Consider the following 14,682-nt stretch of genomic DNA (forward strand, 5'->3'; position numbering starts at 1 on the left):
GGGCTTTGGCTCTACGAACCGCCAGTACGACGACGCTGGTTGTTTGGTTTTTTGTTGTTTTGACTTTTCATTTTTTGCGCAGATCCAGCCTGGAATTGTCCCGGCTTATTGGCAGCTGAATTTTGCTGTTTCTTCTGCTCCAGCTTTTGCTTGATGGCATCAGCCAAATTCACTTTACGTGACTCATTATTCTCGGGCATAGTATCACCCTCCTCTTCGTGTTCGCTTGTCCTCATTTTATTCGTTTTTAAAACGCCCGGCAAGGGTAACAATGATTAATATCATTTTCTACGTCCACTGAAGGATTGGACGAAAGCCATCATGTTTCTTTTGGACCCACACGAATTTCCGTTATTAGGATTAAATATGGATAATGATGGATATGCTTTAACCCTATAGGGAGCAGCAAAAGGAGAGACATGCATGGTAAATACCTATGACAACATCAAACAAGGTGAACGCGGGGCCTGGATCAGTATTGCGGCTTATCTCGTATTATCATCGTTTAAAATATTCAGCGGATATTTTTTTGCGTCCAGTGCCCTGCTTGCGGACGGTTTCAATAACCTTACGGATATCGTGGCATCACTCGCTGTATTGATCGGACTGCGGATTTCCCAGAAACCGCCGGATTCCGATCATGCATACGGGCATTTAAGAGCGGAGACGATTGCAGCATTAATTGCCTCATTTATTATGGCGGTTGTCGGGATACAGGTGCTGGTTGAAGCCGTGCGTTCTTTTTTTGAGGGAGCTAAGGAAGTGCCGAATCTATGGTCTGCCGGCGTAGCGGGGATCAGCGCGATTGCGATGATTGGCGTCTACCGGTACAATCGGAACCTGGCCCGACGGATCGATAATCAGGCGCTCATGGCGGCGGCCAAGGATAATTTGTCGGATGCACTTGTCAGTGTGGGGGCAGCGGTCGGTATCATTGGCGCTCAATTCGGTTTGCCTTGGCTCGATACGGTAGCAGCAGTAGCCGTTGGTGTCATTATTTGCAAAACGGCATGGGAAATATTCAGGGATTGCACTTATAGTCTGACGGATGGTTTTGACGAGAATCGTTTATCAGACTTAAGGAGCACGATAGCCCGTACGCCCGGCGTTGAGGGTATCAAAGACATGAAGGCCCGAATTCACGGCAATCACGTGCTGGTGGATGTTGTCATCGAGGTGGACCCGGATATCAGCGTTTTGGAGGGGCATCGAATCAGTGACCGCATAGAAGAGCAGATGGAGAAGATTCACAATATCATGAGCGTTCACATCCATGTTGAGCCTAAAGCTTCGTCATCGTAGCCTGGGCGGATAATAAGAGGTTATACAAATGGCAGGTCAAGATTTCTTGACCTGCCATTTAATATGCAAGGGATACTTAATGGATCAAGGAGCCCTTCATCATAGATGATTACTCTACATAAATCCAAGCCTTACCGAGCCATGTATAAACTTCGACCCATTCCCCGCCAAACACGACATCCTGTCGATTGCCGGTGGTGTCGATTTTTTGCGCACCCAAGGCGCCAAGCTTTTGGCCATTTGGAGCGTTATAGAAGTAAGTTCTTTCGGTCAGCTCAATCATAGGTGTAGGAACCAGTACAACTTCCTCAGGTTTGATAATCGGCTCTTCTACCGAGATGGGAGCAGGTGCGGTTGTGTCGGATACCGTTCCGCTGATCGGATCTGCGCTGGCTACGGCGGTCAGGGACAGGGTGAGTGCTAGGGCTGCAGTAATGCTTAGAGTTTTTTTCATGGAATAATTCCTCCTTGGGACCGAAGTATGATTTGACAATATCGTAATAACCACGATTTGGATGTTATGAACCAAGAAAGTTGGGAACATTTCTCAAATCGTGACAAGTTTCACGGATTCCTATATACTTTGGAGATGGGAAAAACCCTGTATTTACAGGGATATCCAATGGGAGGGGGACTATAGATGGTACGCCGAAAAAAAAGAGCCGGACGATTCCTATTCGGAATATTTATCCTGCTCCTTGTGATCATCGGTGCGGCGGTCTGGTTTGTTTATCCTACACAGTCTCTGGACATGCGTTATCGCTCCGTTGATTTCAAGGACAAGTTGATGACCATGGTATCGAACCGGGATACTCGTATGCTGCTGAGCACCGAGGAAGTCGGGGAATTGAGCAAAAAGAACATGGTAAAATATATAAGCACCCATAATCTGGGTGTTGAGATTACTGGGGCCGATTTCACGATGAACGGCACTACCATGACAGCGCATATGAACGGGAAATGGGGGATCGTTCCCTTTGGTGCCGTGCTTCGCTTTCAAATGTCTGCGGAGGGAAGCCATCTTTACTTGACTCATCAATCTACAACCATCCGGGGCGTTGAAGTACCGCAGAATCTGTTTCAACTGGAGCCCATTCAAGTTTTGCTGAAGGACTATTTACCGGATCTGGTAACAGTGAATAATGTTAAATTTCTATCCGATGGTCTGGAATTGAATTTCACGATGGACTGGATGTCCATTCCGTCGCTGTTTAAGTAAAGTTAGAGACTAGGCTTAAGACTCAAACAAGAAATCTTGTTTGAGTCTTTTTTTTATGATGACCTATCATTCAATGTCATAATTTTCAGAAAAACATTATGGTAAAAATATATATGTAAAGATTGACACTGTGGAGATCGGCCACTATAATCAGTAATTGTTTAGAAATAAATGTTTTAGTACTAAAGTATTTAGAGGCGAAGGAGTGGGTGTCTCTATTGAAGGAGTGCTGGACCTTTAAAGGAGTGTAATGAATACATGTCCATGCGGAATGAAATTCTGGAGTTGGAGATGCTATTTAAGAAGATGGTTCGGACGGTTCATCATGAATGGCAGAAGGAGGGGTTTCCTAAAATAGGCAGAACCCAGTATGCCGCTTTGGAGAAACTTCATGAACTGGGGTCCTTGAGATTGTCGGACTTGGCGGATACCATTCATGTGACGTGCGGGGCAGTAACCGGCATATCCGATAAGTTGATTGAAGGCGGATTTGCGCGTCGAATAAGAGATACCGAGGATCGCCGGGTTGTCCATCTGGAAATTACGCCCCGCGGGCTGGATCTGATTGATCAATTGGCCAAGAAGCGCGCCGAACTGAGTCATTTGTTATACGGATTCTTATCCGACGAAGAGGTTAAGCAGCTTAACATCCTGTATCGCAAAATTATGGTGAATGTCGAACATATGCAAAGTCAGATGTCCACATAGAACAATACAGTTTATCACATGAACTTACTTAGAAAGAGAGAGTGAAACCTACACATGAGTACCCATACTGCTGTTCGCCCCGGCGAGCCCATTAAGAAAGGTCCCATCATTGCCGCATTGATGATTGGTGCATTTGTTGCGATTCTCAATCAGACATTGATGAATGTTGCTCTTCCGAGCATCATGGAAAATTTGAATATCAAACCGACGGTAGCCCAGTGGCTGACTACAGGCTTCATGCTGGTAAATGGGGTGCTGATTCCTGTTACCGCCTACCTGATCGCGCGTTTCTCGACCAGACAGCTGTTTATCAGTGCGATGACGCTGTTTACGATTGGCACCTTGCTGTGCGCCGTTAGCCCGAACTTTGCATTCCTGCTGACCGGACGTCTCGTTCAGGCAGCTGGCGCGGGCATACTGATGCCGCTTATGACCGTTGTATTTCTGAACATTTTCCCTATTGAGAACCGGGGGAAAGCGATGGGCATGATGGGGATCGCCATGATCTTTGCTCCTGCCATCGGGCCTACGCTCTCAGGATATATCGTGGAGCATTATGATTGGCGTGTGTTGTTCTACATGATATTGCCTTTCTCCATTATTGCAACGCTAATCGGGATCTTCTTCCTCAAAAATGTGACCGAGGTCAGCCGACCTAAGCTGGATATGCTCGCTGTCATTTTATCGACTCTTGGATTTGGCGGTCTGCTGTACGGCTTCAGTGATGCCGGGAATGACGGTTGGTCCAGCGCACCGGTTGTTACCACGCTGGTTGTCGGTGCGATCGCACTCATCCTGTTTGTATGGCGGGAGATGACCGTCGACAATCCGATGCTGGAGTTCCGTATTTTCAAGTACAACATGTTCTCGTTAACAACCTTGATCAATGTCATTGTTACGATGGCGATGTATGCGGGTATGATTCTGCTTCCGATTTATTTACAGCAGATTCGCGGGTTCACACCTGTAGAATCCGGACTTCTTATGCTTCCCGGTGCTATTCTGATGGGAATCATGTCGCCGATTACGGGGGCGATATTTGACAAGATCGGCGCCAAATGGCTCGCTGTCATCGGTCTTGCCATTACGGTCATTACGACATGGGAGTTCAGCAATCTGACGGAGACGCTGTCTTACAACCACATTATGATCATCTACACGGCAAGAATGTTCGGGATGTCCATGCTCATGATGCCAATCCAGACGGCTGGACTCAACCAGCTGCCACGGAGCATGAACGCTCATGGCACCGCCATGTCGAATACGCTCCGCATGGTTTCCGGCTCGATCGGAACGGCGATTCTCGTTACTGTGATGTCTACCCAGGCACAGAGCAAGGGGGAAGCCTTGATGCAATCGGGACTGTTTGATCCGAAGAATCAGGCCGATCTGCTTAAGCTTGGAAACGAAGCAACCATTTATGGCATTAACTATGCCTTTGTCATTGCTACAGGTATCAGTGTGGTTTCCTTGATTCTGGCTTTCTTCATCAAGAAAACGAAGCCGGCGGATGAGCCAAAGACCTCCGGTAATCAGGAAGCCGCCGCAGCGACGCTGTAGTCCTTATTCCTATCAACTGCGCAGCAAAAAAAGGGTGTCCCAAGCCGTTTATCTACGGCAGGACACCCTTTTTTTTACATTTCCTCTGTGTATGTTCAATGCATGGGCTTCAAGTATGCGACAGCGTCACATACTTCGTCTGCGTCCGGTAAAGAGAGAGATCACAAACAGGACAACGAAGATGAAGAACAGAACCTTCGCAATGCTGGCTGCAGCCTCTACGATACCGAAGAAGCCGAAGATCCCTGCAATCAATGCAACAACTAGAAAAATAACGGACCATTTTAACATAATGTTCACCCTGCTTTCTTAATCGATTTTAATTGGATATGCTCCTGGGATTGCATGATGTTCTATGAAGCGGCATATACCCAATTTGAAGGATCGTTAGGGAGGCGTTGGCAAGTTGCCTCAGCGCCCTTCGTAGTGTTCTTTAACCGAGGCGGCAGAGGATGAAACAACTTGGCGAATGGTGGCATTCCTGGCAAATGCCCTTTGTTTCGTAAGGTTGGGGATGGGGTAACTATTGCGTATCGAAAACCAAACATTACTGGAAAGTGAGGGACAACGTATGCTAACACAAATCAGTGTTGCCATCATCGCTGTAGCGTTTGCGGTTCTTGTCTTCTTCTTGATCAAGACCTTAAAGGCCGCAACACAATCGCTCGAAAAGGTAACACAAACACTTCAGGAAGTTCAAAAGACCGTGGACGAATTGAGCTACGAAGTGAAGCAGACGATTCGAAATACAAACGATATTACGGTGGATGTTCAGCATAAGATGAAACAGATCGACCCTGTAATGGATACCGTCAAGAACCTGGGAGAGGCTTTAAGTGAGGTTACCTACGCGGTGAAGCAGGTTTCCTCAGGCATGGTCAGCCGCTTCAAGCAGTCCAGAGTGGAGCAGAAGGAAGAGCCGCGCATTCGTCAAGAAGTGCCTGTGACAGCCCAAGACCGCACGTTCCAGTCTTATGATGCCGTATATCAGAATACAGAAGCACAAGAGAAGTCACGCAGTCGGAATTGGTTAGCCTATGTGGACACAGCCGTTAGTCTGTGGCATAGTTTCCGCCGTCAAAAGGCCAGATAAATCGAAAGAGCGAATTCAAGTTACAGCTCTGTAAGGTGAAGAAAGGAGGAGGTCGCATGTGGAATGTCACACTGTTGATGGTAGGGCTCTTGATTTACTCCGGAGGTGGAGGTGTTGTGTCAGAGCCACAGCCACAGCCACAGCATACAGCCGGGATATCGCAAGCGCCTATAATTCTAGCCGCTTCGGATGTTGGACAAGCACATATTAGCGACAATTCTGTAGAGAGCTATGGGACATTAAACGGGATTTCCTTAACGGATAGCAAGAAAGACGTTATCCGTAAGCTGGGAACGCCGGCCCGAACTGAACAGGAAGACTTGAGCGGGATAACCAAGCTTCATTATAAAGACATGGAGGTTGGTGTCCGCAACGGTTATACCGAATACGTTCATGTGAAGCCCTCTGCAGACTCCTTTCAGGTGGAAGACCAGAGCATAGGTATGACAACCGAACGGGTCCGGGCGTCCTTGGGCAAGCCATATTTTAAAGCCGAGGATGGAGATGTTTATCTCGAGAATCAAAATGCGCTTAAGGTTTATGTGGATCGGGATACCGGTCAGATTGAAGGAATTGATTTGTTTTTCGATTATAGTCAATAAAACTGTTTCAACCTTGAACAGGATGGGTAATAACAGTTGGACTATAACCTAAATTTAGGTTTTACACTATTAGGGGAGGTTTTCATCATGGAATTTACAAATACACAGTCTTATGCAAAAGTCGTTGAGAATGGTACGCAGGCGGTTCAGGAGGTTCAGAACCTTCGCCAGTCCGGCTACGATAATGATCGGATCTATGTGCTGGCTCACGATTCGGATAAGACGAGCCGGATTGTGGATGCATCAGATGCCAATAACGTAGGCATCAAAGAAGAAGGCGTGTTCGATGCCTTTGCGAATCTGTTCCGCTCACGCGGCGATGAACTGCGCGCCAAAATAGTATCTCTAGGATTTACCGAGGCAGAGGCAGGCTTCTATGAGAAGCAGCTGGATCTGGGTAAAGTACTCGTTATTGCGAAGAAGGATTAATAACTGTAACGGAAGTTCAGCCTTGTTGCTGTGACTATAGTATGAGTTATAGGTCTTAAAACATAGATAAGGAATGAGACATAAACAGGTCTCATTCCTTATCTATGTTTTAAAAGAATGTTCCATGAACCTATTAAAAGTGGAAGATTCAAGTTTTACACCCTTTTTCTATGGCAAAAGATACAGCGGTTATTATAGTATAATAGTAGGAAAAGGATTTCTATCGTATAAACCGAACGTTAAAGGAGAGGGCAATGAGAATATTAATCGTAGACGACAATCCGACTAACGTCATCATTATTCGAGAAATCTTAAAAAAGGAAAACTACCAGGATACCGTATCTGCATCTTCAGCCCTGGAAATGTTTGAGCATTTGGGACTTGGGGATCGCAGCCATGTGCTGCATCCACGAAGAGCGGATATCGATCTGGTTCTGTTAGATATGATGATGCCCGAGATGGATGGAATAGAAGCATGCCGTATTGTTCAGCAATACGAGCATTTGAAGGATATACCGATCATTATGGTAACCGCCGTCGGCGATTCCAAGAAGCTGGCAGAGGCCCTTGATGCCGGGGCTGTAGATTATGTGACCAAACCGATCAACAAGGTTGAACTTATGGCACGGATACGCCTGGCGCTCCGGTTAAAGCATGAGAAAGACTGGCATATTGAGCGCGAACAGCGGGTGCAGGCGGAGCTTAAGCTTGCGGCTATGGTTCAAAATGCCGTCCTGAGCTCTCCAATTGAAGATGATCAGCTAGAGATTCATGCACTGTACCAGCCTTCGGCAGAGCTTGCGGGAGATTTGTACGCATGGTACCCGCTTGGAGATGGCCGTTACGGCGTGATTCTGCTGGATATGATGGGACACGGTATTACTTCGTCCCTATTTTGCATGTTCATTGCCTCGGTTCTGAAAGACACCGTGACGACTTATGTCGAACCGGAGAAAGTCGTTCAGGAATTGAACCGCAGGTTCAATCAGCTAAGCCTTGGCGAACAGCTGATACAGTACTATTTTACAGCTATCTATCTTGTCGTAGACACGCGTTTGAAACGGGTGGACTATGTTAATGCCGGTCACCCACCGGCGCTGTTCTTCCAGGAAGACGGCCGTGTTATGACCCTGGACCAAGGCTGCTGCCCGGTAGGCTTGTTCGATCGGATTGAAGACATGGAGCCAAGAAGCTTTCAATATGAAGGCGAGGGTCATTTGGTGATGTATACCGACGGTCTGCTTGAATTGGTGGACGGCGGACATGACGAGAAGCTGGACTATTTGAAGGAACATTTGGGCGGCCCTCATCATTGGAGAGAAGATGAGATGAAGGAACAATATTTTGTAGATGATCCAATGCAGGAGCGAGAGGACGATAAATGCCTGGTTTGGATATCTCTTAAAAAAGGAGAGAACATAAATCAATGAAGCTTAAGAGTAAGTTAGTCATTGGTTTTACAACCTTGTTAGCTCTCATGCTGGTTCTTACCCTGATTGGGTACGACCGGATTAGTTATATGAACAGCCAGATGGACAAAATCTATGAAGAGCGCTATCAAAAAGTGCGAAACTCCAGCGGTATGCGCGGGGAAGTCAACAATATGGCGCGCGAGCTAACGAATATGATTTTGAGCAATGACCAATCCACGTATGCTGTATCCAAACAGGAAATCGAAAGCATGACCACAAAGGCAGTGGAATATTTCTCATTCATTCAAGATAGCGTAAATACCGCTGAGGAGCAGCAGCTGCTGGTCCGGATTGAACGTGCGGTTAATGAATATATTGTATACCAGAACAAGACACTGGATCTGTTGGCCAACAGCGATGCAGACGAGGCTAACTCGCTACGTAATTCAACAGGGCAATCGGTTCAGGATGAAATGCTTACCAGCTTAAACGAGCTTAGCAGCTACGAGAATCAGAAGATCAATGATGATATTACGGCAGCCAAGGCTGCTTATGACCGTTCCGTTCAGATGTTCATTTATATTATGGCCGGTGGACTATTAATCGGGATGCTGGTCATTCTATGGATCCTTCCAAGCATTACCCGGGGCATCAACGTTGTCTCGATGATGTTGAAGAGTTTTGGGGAAGGCAGACTGAAGGCAATTCGCCGTATCAAAGTTACGTCCAAGGATGAATTTGGAGATGTAGCCCGGGTATTTAAAGACTTGTCCGAAGATATTCTCGAGAAGCAGCGGATAGAGGAGACCTATCTTCAGGCGCAGCGTGATCAATCGTGGCTTAACTCGAATATGGCCAGAGTAACGGAGCTGCTGGAGGGGATTAATTCCCTTGAAGAGGTGGGTCAGCGGTTTATTAGCGAATTCACACCGATATTAGGTGCTCACTATGGAGCTATTTATATTCATCAAGAAGATAAACATCCGAATAAATTGGAACTGAAAGGTTCCTATGCGCATGAGGGCGGCGAGGAGCCCAAGATTTCCTTCATGATTGGGGAAGGACTCGTAGGGCAAGTCGCGATGGACAAGAAACCGATTGTGCTGAGAAATGCGCCTGACGATTACATGAAAGTGGAGTCCGGCTGGGGATCATCCAGACCGATTTCCGTCATGATCTATCCGATTCTGTTCGAGAATGAAGTGCTGGGTGTGGTGGAGCTGGCAGCCTTCGAGGAGACAACATCCCTGCAGGAGCAGCTCATCTCACAGCTGAGTCAGTCGCTTGGCATTATTCTGAATAATATTACAGGACGCCTGCGGGTCGAGCAGCTGCTGCGGGAGTCGCAGGCGATGACAGAGGAGCTTCAGGTTCAGTCGGAGGAGCTGCAGACCCAGCAAGAAGAGCTTCGCCGTTCCAATGAAAATCTGGAGGAGCAAACCAATGCCCTCAAACGTTCCGAAGATTTGCTGCAGCGTCAACAGGAAGAGCTCGAGCATTATAATACCGAGCTGGTTGCCAAGACGCGCGCGCTGGAGGAACAGGTGCAGGAAGTGGAAGAGAAGAACGATGAAATTGAGAAGGCCCGGTTGAAGCTAGAGCAGCAAGCGAAGCAGCTTTCGGTTACAACCAAATACAAGTCGGAGTTCATGGCAAATATGTCTCACGAACTGCGAACCCCTCTTAACAGCCTGCTCATCTTGTCACAGCTGCTGTCTGAGAATAAGAGCGGAAATCTGAGCGATAAGCAGATTGAATATGCGCAGACGATTTATATGTCAGGTTCGGACCTGCTCAAAATGATTGATGAAATTCTCGACTTGTCCAAAGTGGACGCCGGGAAAATGGAAATTAATTACGAGGATGTTCAGCTGCAGGATATTGAATCCTTTGTGGAGCAGAATTTTGCCGCTGTAGCGTCGCGTAAACATATTGATCTTCATGTACACATCGGGGAGGACATTCCGCAAAGCATCGTTACGGACAGTCATCGCGTGAAGCAAGTCCTTCGTAACCTGCTGTCCAATGCATTCAAGTTCACGAACCAAGGCTCCGTTGAACTTCATGTGGAGAAGGCCGATCCAGAGAAACTCCCTATCTATTTGAATGCAGAAGCAGACTATGTGGCATTTGCGGTAAAAGACAGTGGAATTGGTATACCTGCTGACAAAACCGATCTGATCTTTGAAGCTTTCCAGCAGGTGGACGGCACCACAAGCCGCAAATATGGCGGGACCGGGCTCGGCTTGTCGATCAGCCGCGAGCTTTCCCGTCTGCTTGGCGGGGGGATTCTGGTTGAATCGGAAGAAGGCAAGGGCAGCTGCTTCACTCTCTTCCTGCCGAGCAGCCCTCCGGAAGTGGTTCAGGGAGTACAGGAGGCAGCGGCGTCCATTGAGGCTCCGCCAGAGAGCAATCTGATTGTTCCGAAGGCCAAGATGGTCACAACAGAGGTCAACCCATCCGTACAAGTGGATGATGATCGCAACCAGATAAGGCCGACCGATCGAGTGCTGCTCATTATTGAGGATGATGTGAAGTTTGCCAGAATCCTTCTGGATATGGCTAGAGGACGCGGGTTCAAAGCCTTGGTTGCTCTGCAGGGGGATATCGGCCTGGAGATGGCGAAGTCCTACAGACCGGACGCCATCATCCTGGATATTCAGCTTCCGGTCATCGACGGCTGGTCCGTCATGGGCGAGTTGAAGAGCTCAGCGGTTACGCGTCATATTCCGGTGCATGTGATCTCGGTTGTGGACGAAGTGAAGCAAGGACTTATGATGGGGGCTATCGCCTACCTGAAGAAGCCATCATCCAGAGAGGCACTGGAGAATGCGTTCACGCATATCGAATCGTACGCGGAAAAATCGATGAAACATCTCCTGATTGTTGAGGACGATGACATTCAGCGTAACTCCATCATTGAATTGATCGGTCATGACGATGTATCTATTACGGCGGCATCCACGGGTGCCGAAGCACTCAGCGAGCTGCGTAAGCAGCGCTATGACTGTATGGTGCTTGATCTGATGCTGACAGACATGACGGGCTTTGAGCTGCTGGATCAGATTCGTGATGATGAGAACCTGATGGATCTGCCAATTATTATTTATACCGGTAAGGATCTGGATTCGAAGGAAGAGATGCAGCTTCGCAAATATGCGGAGTCCATCATCATTAAAGACGTGAAATCTCCCGAACGGCTTCTGGATGAAACGACCCTGTTCCTCCACCGGATTGAAGCCGATTTGCCGGAGGATAAACGTAAAATTCTGCAAAAGCTGCACAATAAGGAAGAGCTGTTCGAAGGCAAGAAGATTCTGCTTGTGGATGATGATATTCGCAACGTATTTGCTCTCTCCAGCGTACTGGAAGGATACAACATGGAAGTGACCTTTGCCGAGAACGGCAGGGAAGCGATAGAGCTGCTTCAGGATAATCCGGACTACGATTTGGTGTTGATGGATATGATGATGCCGGAGATGGACGGCTATGAAGCGATGCGCCTTCTGCGAGAGATGCCTGAGTTCGAAAAGCTGCCGATTATAGCATTGACAGCCAAAGCCATGAAAGAGGACCGGGCGAAATGTATTGAAGCCGGAGCCTCTGATTATATGAAGAAGCCGATTCAGACCGAGCAGCTTCTTTCACTTATGAGGGTTTGGTTGTATTCGTAAACCGCTTTTGTGGGTAAAGTACAAGTAGCAAATAAACACTCGGAAAGCGGTGCACCCGTTATGTCATCTAGTAACCATACTGAATCAGAACAACTGTTGATAACAGAGGATAGCGAATGTGAGCTGGAGCAGATCGAGTTGGAGCTTCTTTTGGAAGGTATACATCGATTCTATGGTTACGATTTTCGTAATTATGCTATTCCTTCATTGAGGCGGAGAATCTGGCATCATGTGCATGCCGAAGGGGTATCCTCGATCTCCGCGCTTCAGGATAAAGTACTCCACGACCGTTCTTGTTTTGAACGGCTCATATATAATCTGTCCATTCCCGTCACGGAAATGTTCAGGGATCCCAAATTATTCCTGACATTCAGGCAGACGGTAGTTCCTCTGCTTCGTACGTATCCGTATATACGGATATGGCACGCCGGCTGCTCAACTGGAGAAGAAGTGTATTCCATGGCGATTCTGCTTCATGAAGAGGGGCTGTATGAAAAATCCCGGATTTATGCGACGGACATGAACTCGCGTTCTCTCCAGCAGGCCAAGGAAGGCGTGTTTGACATCAAACGCATGAAGCAGTACACCAAGAATTATATGGAGGCGGGCGGAACCCGCTCGTTCTCCGAATATTATACTGCGAAGTACAACTCGGTTATTTTTCAACCGTATTTGAAGAAAAACATGATTTTTGCAGAACATAATCTGGCAACGGATCGTTCCTTTAACGAGTTTAATGTGATCTTTTGCCGGAATGTCATGATATATTTCAATGATCAGCTGCGGGATCATGTGCACGGATTATTTCACGAGAGTCTAAGCCATTTCGGTATTCTCGTACTGGGTGCCAAAGAGTCCATCCACTTTACGAATTACAGTGAAGCCTATGAGACACTGGACCGGGTCGAGAAAATTTACCGGAAGATTAAATAGAAAGTTTTGTAGGAGGATCTCATGGGGTTTCACGAACCGATTCATATTCTGTTGGTAGATGACCGCCCTGAAAACTTACTTGCACTCGAAGCTGTTCTGGACAGTGAGCAATACACGCTAATAAAAGCGACTTCGGGGGAAGAAGCTCTGCGGTATCTCTTGAAGTATGACTTTGCTGTGATTGTTCTGGATGTACAGATGCCCGGTATGGACGGTATCGAAACAGCAAGGCTGATCAAGGCGAGAGACAAAACAAAGGATATTCCGATTATCTTTATTTCTGCAAACAGCAAGGATGCGGAGCATCTCTTTGCGGGTTATTCGGCAGGTGCAATCGACTATATGGTTAAACCTTTTATCCCTCAAATCTTGAAGTCCAAGATCGAGGGTTTTGTCGATATGTACCAAACCAATAACAGACTCAAGATCCAGTCCATGCAGCTGCATCAGAAGACGCTGGAACTGGAGAAGATCAATCATGAGCTTGTGCAGGCGAAGGAAGCAGCGGAGATTGCCGTTAAAGCCAAAACGGAGTTTCTGGCGATGATGAGCCATGAAATCCGTACGCCGATGAATGGCGTGATCGGTATGATCGATTTGCTGATGGACAGCGAGCTTCAGGAAGAGCAGCGGGAGTATGCAACGATCATCCGCAACAGCGCGGATGCTTTGGTTAACATCATTAATGACATCCTGGATTTCTCCAAGATGGAATCCGGCAAGATGGAGCTGGAGGAATATCCGTTTGATCTCAAGTCTTGTGTGCAGGAAGTGTTCGGTTTGTTCTCGGGAGAAGCCTCCAAGAAAAATTTGCAGCTTTCGTATTACATTGAGGAGCGTATTCCGTCGATGGTATTTGGCGATATGGGACGTCTTCGCCAAGTATTGGTCAATCTGGTATCCAACGCGGTGAAATTCACCAATGAGGGTGGAGTATATTTGGTTGTATCGCTGACCCAAGTCGAAGAGGACCGGTTAACCCTCGAATTTACGGTGAAGGATACGGGGATTGGCATCTCATCAGAGAAAATCGATCGGCTGTTCAAGCCATTCTCGCAGCTTGATTCCTCCATGACCCGCAAATACGGAGGGACAGGGCTGGGACTTGCCATCTGTAGATCCCTTGTGCAGATGATGGGTGGGGACATTACGGTGGAATCCAAGGAAAATAAGGGTGCCACCTTCGTATTTACGATGTGTGTTCATACCTATGAGGAAGGAGACTATCGACGGCGAGAAGATGAGCCTACCGATAAATTTCGCGTCCATGGGGAGAGACAAGCCAACATCCTGATTGTGGATGATCACCCGATTAATCGAAAGCTGATGGACAGCATGCTGAAAAAGATGGGAATGAGCGCGGACATGGCAGAGGACGGTAAGCAGGCGGTTGATATGGTTGCTGGTCCTAAAGTGTACGATATCATTTTTATGGATCTGCAAATGCCGGTTATGGATGGCCTGGAGGCTGCACGCCTGATCCGTCAGATGAAGCATGGAGCGGATGCACCTATTCTGGTTGCCATGACAGCCAATGTGATGGATGGTATCCAGAAGCGCTGCTCGGATGCCGGAATGGACGAATATATTAGCAAGCCGGTCAAAATCAGCTGCGTTAAGCACCTGTTGTCCCGATATACACCAGTGGAACCGGACGACTGGGACAACCGTCCAAACAACATTCGAATCATTAACGGTTAGGGAAAAGATTCGTTTCCATATATTAGCACGGCCACATTCCCCTTCAACC

Annotated in this window: 14 protein-coding genes; 11 read left to right on the forward strand and 3 right to left on the reverse strand. The window is 47.4% G+C overall.

From position 1 onward, the window contains the following. Positions 1-11 precede the first annotated feature (11 nt). Positions 12-200 (reverse strand): hypothetical protein, encoded by a 189-nt coding sequence (locus WDY75_RS04605; protein ID WP_006212714.1) that lies wholly within the window; start codon positions 198-200, stop codon positions 12-14. 223 nt (positions 201-423) lie between these two features. On the opposite strand from WDY75_RS04605, the gene WDY75_RS04610 reads away from it, so the two are divergent. Beyond that, complete coding sequence (locus WDY75_RS04610; RefSeq protein WP_006212713.1) at positions 424-1,302, forward strand: cation diffusion facilitator family transporter; 879 nt, start codon at positions 424-426, stop codon at positions 1,300-1,302. A 109-nt stretch (positions 1,303-1,411) separates the two neighbouring features. On the opposite strand, the gene WDY75_RS04615 is transcribed toward WDY75_RS04610, so the two are convergent. Beyond that, positions 1,412-1,756, reverse strand: a complete 345-nt coding sequence (locus tag WDY75_RS04615) for a hypothetical protein (protein WP_006212712.1) — start codon at positions 1,754-1,756, stop codon at positions 1,412-1,414. A gap of 186 nt (positions 1,757-1,942) precedes the next feature. Between WDY75_RS04615 and WDY75_RS04620 the strand changes: the two genes are divergently transcribed. From WDY75_RS04620 to WDY75_RS04630, 3 genes are all read left to right on the forward strand, one after another. Continuing rightward, positions 1,943-2,521: a hypothetical protein gene (locus WDY75_RS04620; protein ID WP_063477777.1), complete on the forward strand. Its 579-nt coding sequence runs from the start codon at positions 1,943-1,945 to the stop codon at positions 2,519-2,521. Positions 2,522-2,779: 258 nt separating this feature from the next. Further along, positions 2,780-3,229 carry a MarR family transcriptional regulator gene (locus WDY75_RS04625; RefSeq protein ID WP_006212710.1) on the forward strand — a complete coding sequence of 150 codons (450 nt, stop codon included), beginning with the start codon at positions 2,780-2,782 and terminating at the stop codon, positions 3,227-3,229. A gap of 54 nt (positions 3,230-3,283) precedes the next feature. Then, on the forward strand, positions 3,284-4,789 hold the full coding sequence (locus WDY75_RS04630) for a DHA2 family efflux MFS transporter permease subunit (protein ID WP_036643487.1): 1,506 nt from the start codon (positions 3,284-3,286) through the stop codon (positions 4,787-4,789). A 126-nt stretch (positions 4,790-4,915) separates the two neighbouring features. Here the strand turns inward: WDY75_RS04630 and WDY75_RS04635 are convergent, their stop codons facing one another. Next, entirely contained in the window at positions 4,916-5,080 is a 165-nt protein-coding gene (locus tag WDY75_RS04635) for a DUF1328 domain-containing protein (protein WP_006212708.1), read from the reverse strand. A 280-nt stretch (positions 5,081-5,360) separates the two neighbouring features. On the opposite strand from WDY75_RS04635, the gene WDY75_RS04640 reads away from it, so the two are divergent. From WDY75_RS04640 to WDY75_RS04670, 7 genes are all read left to right on the forward strand, one after another. After that, complete coding sequence (locus WDY75_RS04640; protein ID WP_036643485.1) at positions 5,361-5,882, forward strand: DUF948 domain-containing protein; 522 nt, start codon at positions 5,361-5,363, stop codon at positions 5,880-5,882. A 56-nt stretch (positions 5,883-5,938) separates the two neighbouring features. After that, the gene (locus WDY75_RS04645; RefSeq protein WP_063477776.1) at positions 5,939-6,484 is read left to right on the forward strand and encodes a hypothetical protein; all 546 of its coding nucleotides are present in this window, start codon (positions 5,939-5,941) and stop codon (positions 6,482-6,484) included. Between the two features lie 87 nt (positions 6,485-6,571). Then, positions 6,572-6,913 (forward strand): general stress protein, encoded by a 342-nt coding sequence (locus WDY75_RS04650; protein ID WP_036643483.1) that lies wholly within the window; start codon positions 6,572-6,574, stop codon positions 6,911-6,913. 254 nt (positions 6,914-7,167) lie between these two features. Further along, positions 7,168-8,343 carry a PP2C family protein-serine/threonine phosphatase gene (locus tag WDY75_RS04655; RefSeq protein ID WP_063477775.1) on the forward strand — a complete coding sequence of 392 codons (1,176 nt, stop codon included), beginning with the start codon at positions 7,168-7,170 and terminating at the stop codon, positions 8,341-8,343. Then, a complete protein-coding gene (locus WDY75_RS04660; protein WP_063477774.1) occupies positions 8,340-11,999 on the forward strand; it encodes a response regulator in 3,660 nt (1,219 codons plus the stop codon). Before WDY75_RS04655 ends, WDY75_RS04660 begins: the two co-directional genes overlap by 4 nt. Before the next feature lie 60 nt (positions 12,000-12,059). Next, positions 12,060-12,932, forward strand: coding sequence for a protein-glutamate O-methyltransferase CheR (locus WDY75_RS04665; protein WP_051449329.1), 873 nt, complete (start codon positions 12,060-12,062; stop codon positions 12,930-12,932). A 21-nt stretch (positions 12,933-12,953) separates the two neighbouring features. Further along, complete coding sequence (locus WDY75_RS04670; RefSeq protein ID WP_006212701.1) at positions 12,954-14,633, forward strand: response regulator; 1,680 nt, start codon at positions 12,954-12,956, stop codon at positions 14,631-14,633. The last annotated feature ends 49 nt before the right edge of the window (positions 14,634-14,682 follow it).

This window comes from Paenibacillus glucanolyticus (assembly GCF_037333485.1).
In the GTDB taxonomy this organism is placed as follows: Bacteria; Bacillota; Bacilli; order Paenibacillales; family Paenibacillaceae; genus Paenibacillus_AQ; species Paenibacillus_AQ glucanolyticus.

Coding starts and splice junctions, on each gene's coding strand:
- WDY75_RS04605 (WP_006212714.1), bottom strand. CDS start 200: ATGCCCGAGAATAATGAGTCACGTAAAGTGAATTTGGCTGATGCCATC.
- WDY75_RS04610 (WP_006212713.1), top strand. CDS start 424: ATGGTAAATACCTATGACAACATCAAACAAGGTGAACGCGGGGCCTGG.
- WDY75_RS04615 (WP_006212712.1), bottom strand. CDS start 1,756: ATGAAAAAAACTCTAAGCATTACTGCAGCCCTAGCACTCACCCTGTCC.
- WDY75_RS04620 (WP_063477777.1), top strand. CDS start 1,943: ATGGTACGCCGAAAAAAAAGAGCCGGACGATTCCTATTCGGAATATTT.
- WDY75_RS04625 (WP_006212710.1), top strand. CDS start 2,780: ATGTCCATGCGGAATGAAATTCTGGAGTTGGAGATGCTATTTAAGAAG.
- WDY75_RS04630 (WP_036643487.1), top strand. CDS start 3,284: ATGAGTACCCATACTGCTGTTCGCCCCGGCGAGCCCATTAAGAAAGGT.
- WDY75_RS04635 (WP_006212708.1), bottom strand. CDS start 5,080: ATGTTAAAATGGTCCGTTATTTTTCTAGTTGTTGCATTGATTGCAGGG.
- WDY75_RS04640 (WP_036643485.1), top strand. CDS start 5,361: ATGCTAACACAAATCAGTGTTGCCATCATCGCTGTAGCGTTTGCGGTT.
- WDY75_RS04645 (WP_063477776.1), top strand. CDS start 5,939: ATGTGGAATGTCACACTGTTGATGGTAGGGCTCTTGATTTACTCCGGA.
- WDY75_RS04650 (WP_036643483.1), top strand. CDS start 6,572: ATGGAATTTACAAATACACAGTCTTATGCAAAAGTCGTTGAGAATGGT.
- WDY75_RS04655 (WP_063477775.1), top strand. CDS start 7,168: ATGAGAATATTAATCGTAGACGACAATCCGACTAACGTCATCATTATT.
- WDY75_RS04660 (WP_063477774.1), top strand. CDS start 8,340: ATGAAGCTTAAGAGTAAGTTAGTCATTGGTTTTACAACCTTGTTAGCT.
- WDY75_RS04665 (WP_051449329.1), top strand. CDS start 12,060: ATGTCATCTAGTAACCATACTGAATCAGAACAACTGTTGATAACAGAG.
- WDY75_RS04670 (WP_006212701.1), top strand. CDS start 12,954: ATGGGGTTTCACGAACCGATTCATATTCTGTTGGTAGATGACCGCCCT.